This is a genomic window from Halomonas sp. B23F22_20 (genome assembly GCF_043496985.1).
Classification (GTDB): domain Bacteria; phylum Pseudomonadota; class Gammaproteobacteria; order Pseudomonadales; family Halomonadaceae; genus Halomonas.
The window spans coordinates 1-652 of sequence record NZ_JBIEKH010000100.1; the positions used below are offsets into that span (position 1 = coordinate 1).

A 652-nucleotide genomic window follows, 5' to 3' on the forward strand; every position below is an offset into this window, starting at 1 on the left:
GGATGATCAGTCGCAATCCCAGAATGAAGATCTTCCGGTTGGATTTGGTCTGCAGGATGGGCGTGGTGCTCCCAACAACTCCGGATACAGCGGCCCGGGTGCTGATAGCGGCATGGTGTGGGTGCGGCCGGTAGATGCTCCGCCGGAGGAGGAGGGGCGTGGCTCCCGTGGTTCCTCCGATGAGATGGCATTCCCGACCTCATTTCGGGCGGGTAGCGATCTGGAGCAGGAAGCCTCCCGCGGCTCTCAGCAGCCTACCGCTCGGGAGGAAGAAGACACCTTGGAGCCGGTTTATACCGTCCCCGAGAACTCGACGCTGATGGGGTCGCTGGGCATGACAGCTTTGCTGGGCCGAGTGCCGGTCGATGGCACCGTCAATGACCCTTACCCCTTCAAAGTCGTCATCGGCAAAGACAATCTGACGGCCAATGGCATTCAGGTTCCCGAGCTGCAATCCGCCGTAGTCAGCGGTACCGCGACCGGGGATTGGACCCTGAGCTGTGTGCGCGGAAACATCGACTCGATGACGTTTGTGTTCGCTGACGGAACGATCAGGACGGTCCCGGAACCAGAAGACGTCAATGCCGGCGGCGGTAATAGCGGATCCGGTAGAGCGACGACGATCGGGGGTGGTGATTCCATCGGCTGGATC

Annotated in this window: 1 protein-coding gene; it reads left to right on the top strand. The window is 61.2% G+C overall.

Features of this window, described 5'->3' with window-relative positions; all coding sequences use genetic code 11:
• Positions 1–652, top strand: a 652-nt coding sequence (locus ACGTN6_RS20785) for a TIGR03752 family integrating conjugative element protein (RefSeq protein ID WP_394594984.1), incomplete at both ends; no start/stop codon positions are given.